Genomic DNA, 3752 nt, shown 5'->3' on the forward strand with positions numbered 1-3752 from the left:
ACGCTCCAACGACAATCCCGTCTTCTACGTGCAGTACGCGCACGCCCGAACGAACGCCGTCGCGCGTAACGCAGCCGACTCGGGGGTGACCCGAGATGCCTTCGACGCGAGCCTGCTGACGCACGAGACGGAAAGCATCCTGCTCGCCGCGCTCGCCGACTTCCCGCGCGTCGTGCGGCAGGCGGCGGAGCTGCGGGAGCCGCACCGGGTCGCCCGCTATCTCGAAGACCTCGCCGGCTCGTACCACCGCTGGTACGACGCTTGCCGGGTGAGCCCGTTCGGCGACGAAGAGATCACCGACCTGCACCGCACTCGCTTGTGGCTGAACGATGCCACCGGCCAGGTGCTGCGTAACGGCCTTGGCCTGCTCGGCGTGACGGCACCGGAGCGAATGTGAGCACCCACGCGTGACCACCGAGATCCTGCCCGCCGGGCAGCCCGCCGAGCCGTCTCCCGGGCCGTCGGTCGCTGAGGCACCCCCGCGGAAGAAGCGTCGCGGTTGGCTCGTCGCGCTGATCGTCGTCGGCATCCTCGTGTTGCTCGGCCTGATCGCGTTCCTCGTCGCCGACGGCATCGCGAAGGACTATGCCCGGGACTATGTGCGCGCCCGCGTCATCGAGGTGCTGCAGCTGCCTGAAGAGACGGACGTGGATGTCGACCTCGGGGGCGGGTCGATCATCCTGCAGGCGCTCGCCGGCCGCATCCAGAGCGTCGATGTCACGGTGCCGGAGCTGTCGTTCGGTGACCTCACCGGTGCGGCGGAACTGCATGCCGAGGGGGTGCCGCTCGACGAGCTGGAGCCGGTCGACGTGCTGCGGGTCGACTTCTCGGTCGACGAGGGCGACCTCGCGTCAATCGCCGGCAGTCTGAGTGGTCTCGAGCTCGAGTCGATCGAACTCGACGATCCCGACATCGTCGTGGCGTCGGCGTTCAGCGTCTTCGGGCTGCCGCTTCCGGTCGGGATGTCGCTGACCCCGTCCGCGGCGGAGGGCCAGCTGGTCTTCACCCCGTTGAGTGTGACGGTCGCCGAGTCGACGTTCACGGCCGAACAGCTGCTCAACGATCCGCTGTTCGGTTTCCTCGCGCGCGACCTGCTCAAGCAGCAGTCGGTGTGCGTCGCAGGCAGCCTCCCGCAGGCGCTCGTGTTGACGGATGCTGCCGTCGAGGGCGACGCGCTCGTGCTGAGCATCACCGGCGACGGCGCAGCCCTCGGCGGGCCCGAACTGGCGACCCTCGGGGTCTGTGCAGGCTGACGACGCCGTCGGATTAGACTGGGGCGGGCTTCAGGGACCAAGCCGGGTCCGCTCGCCTCACATCCGATCCCTTCTTCTCATGTGAGCGTCCTCTTGACCGCCTCCCCTCTTGCACCCGGCTGGCTCGCCCATCCGGATGACGCGAACGCGCTCGCTCCCGCCGTCTGGCCGGCTTCTGCGGTGCGTGGTGGCGACGGTGCGATCCGCGTTGCGGGAGCCTCCCTGACCGAGCTCGCCGCCGAGTTCGGCACCCCGCTCTACGTCGTCGACGAGGCCGACGTGCGCTCGCGGGCCGTCGCGGTGCGCGACGCCTTCGGTGCCGCGTTCGCCGCCGTCGGCTCGAGCGCACACGTCTACTACGCCGGCAAAGCGTTCCTGTGCACGACGGTCGCCCGCTGGGTCGTCGAGGAGGGTCTGCGCATCGACGTGGCGAGCGGCGGGGAACTCGCCGTCGCGCTCGCCGCCGGAGTCGACCCGGCACTGCTCGGCTTCCACGGCAACAACAAGAGCCTCGCCGAGATCGACCGAGCGGTCGGCCTCGGCGTGGGCGCGATCGTTCTCGACAGTGTCGTCGAGATCGATCGCGTTGCCACCGCCGCCGACCGCCACGGTCGGGTGCAGGCCGTGCGCCTGCGCATCAACAGCGGCGTGCATGCCTCGACGCACGAGTATCTGGCGACCGCGCGCGAAGACCAGAAGTTCGGCATCCCGCTCGCCGACGCTGCGGATGTCGTGGCTGCGATCCGTGCGCATCCATCGCTGCGCTTCCTCGGGCTGCACTCGCACATCGGTTCGCAGATCTTCGAATCGGCAGGCTTCGCCGAAGCCGCGCGGCGACTGCTTGCGGTGCACGCCGAGCTGCTCGCCGGTGGTGAGGTGCCCGAACTCAACCTCGGCGGTGGGTTCGGAATCGCCTACACCAGCGCCGACGTCGTGACCCCGATCGCCGACATCGCGGCCGACTTCGCCCGGGTGGTCGCGGCCGAGTGCGCCGAGCTCGACATCCCGGTGCCGGTCGTCGCGATCGAGCCGGGCCGGGTCATCATCGGCCCCTCGACTGTCACGCTCTATGAGGTCGGCACCACCAAAGACGTGTTGGTGGACGGCACCGCGACCCGCAAGTACGTGAGCGTCGACGGCGGTATGAGCGACAACGTGCGCCCCGCCCTCTACAGCGCCGACTATTCGGTACGGATCGCGAACCGGCAATCGGATGCCGACCCCGCCCTGGTACGGATCGCCGGCAAGCACTGCGAGTCGGGCGACATCGTCGTGCACGCCGACTATCTGCCGGGAGACGTCACTCCGGGCGACCTCGTCGCCGTGCCCGCGACCGGTGCCTACTGCTGGTCGCTCGCGAGCAACTACAACTACCTCGGCCGTCCCGCCGTCGTCGCGGTGCGGGATGGCGCCGCACGCGTCATCGTGCGCCGCGAAACCGAGGCCGATCTTCTGAGCAGAGACGCTGGAGTGAACCCATGATCGAGTACCGCAACCTCCGCATCGCCCTGCTCGGCGCGGGTTCCGTCGGCGCCCAGGTGGCGTCGTTGCTCGTCGAACACGGCGCCGAGCTGAGCGAACGCGTCGGCGCGGGGCTCGAGCTCGTGGGCGTTGCCGTGCGCAACCTCGATGCGCCGCGCTCCGCCGAGATCCCCGCGCACCTGCTCACCACGGATGCCCGCTCGCTCATTCTCGGCGCCGACATCGTGATCGAGCTGATGGGTGGCCTCGAACCCGCGCGGGAGTACCTCGAACTGGCGCTCAACTCGGGCGCCGATGTCATCACCGCCAATCAGGCGCTGCTCGCGACGTACGGCCCGGAGTTGTTCGAGATCGCCGAACAGGTCGGCGCCCAGCTCTACTACGAGGCGGCCGTCGGCGGCGCGATCCCGATCATCCGGCCGCTGCGCGACAGCCTCGCCGGTGACCGGGTGCGGCGCATCCTCGGCATCGTCAACGGCACCACGAACTACATCCTCGATCGCATGGACACCGCCGGTGACAGTCTCGAGGAGGCGCTCGCCGACGCGCAGCGCCTCGGCTATGCCGAGGCCGACCCGACCGCAGATGTCGAGGGCTACGACGCGGCGCAGAAAGCTGCGATCCTCGCGAGCCTCGCCTTCCACACCACCGTCCCCCTCGAGTCCGTCTACCGGGAAGGCATCCTCTCGATCACGACCGAGCAGGTCGCCGCCGCTCGCCGGGCTGGCTTCGTCGTGAAACTGCTCGCGGTGTGCGAACGCGTCGTCGATCCCGAGACCGGAGTCGAGGGGGTCAGCGCCCGCGTGCACCCCGCGCTCGTGCCGCTCGACCACCCGCTTGCCGCCGTCCACGGGGCCAACAACGCGGTGTTCCTCGAAGCCGAAGCGGCGGGCAGCCTGATGTTCTACGGTGCCGGAGCCGGGGGAGTGCAGACCGCATCCGCGGTACTCGGCGACGTCGTCTCGGCCGCCCGCCGTCACGTCATCGGCGGTCCCGGGGTTGCCGAGTCGACCCAGG

At 69.7% G+C, this 3752-nt stretch carries 4 protein-coding genes; all 4 read left to right on the forward strand.

The features are described 5' to 3' along the window. Positions 1-397, forward strand: a 397-nt coding sequence (locus RMO30_RS04175) for a DALR anticodon-binding domain-containing protein (RefSeq protein ID WP_309709907.1), incomplete at its 5' end; no start/stop codon positions are given. Positions 398-407: 10 nt separating this feature from the next. Further along, positions 408-1253 (forward strand): DUF2993 domain-containing protein, encoded by an 846-nt coding sequence (locus RMO30_RS04180; protein WP_309709910.1) that lies wholly within the window; start codon positions 408-410, stop codon positions 1251-1253. Positions 1254-1346: 93 nt separating this feature from the next. Then, the gene (gene lysA / locus RMO30_RS04185; RefSeq protein WP_309709916.1) at positions 1347-2735 is read left to right on the forward strand and encodes a diaminopimelate decarboxylase; all 1389 of its coding nucleotides are present in this window, start codon (positions 1347-1349) and stop codon (positions 2733-2735) included. Next, positions 2732-3752, forward strand: a 1021-nt coding sequence (locus RMO30_RS04190) for a homoserine dehydrogenase (RefSeq protein WP_309709913.1), incomplete at its 3' end; no start/stop codon positions are given. The genes lysA and RMO30_RS04190, both read left to right, overlap by 4 nt.

Source organism: Pseudolysinimonas sp., from assembly GCF_031389465.1.
GTDB lineage: Bacteria > Actinomycetota > Actinomycetes > Actinomycetales > Microbacteriaceae > Pseudolysinimonas_A.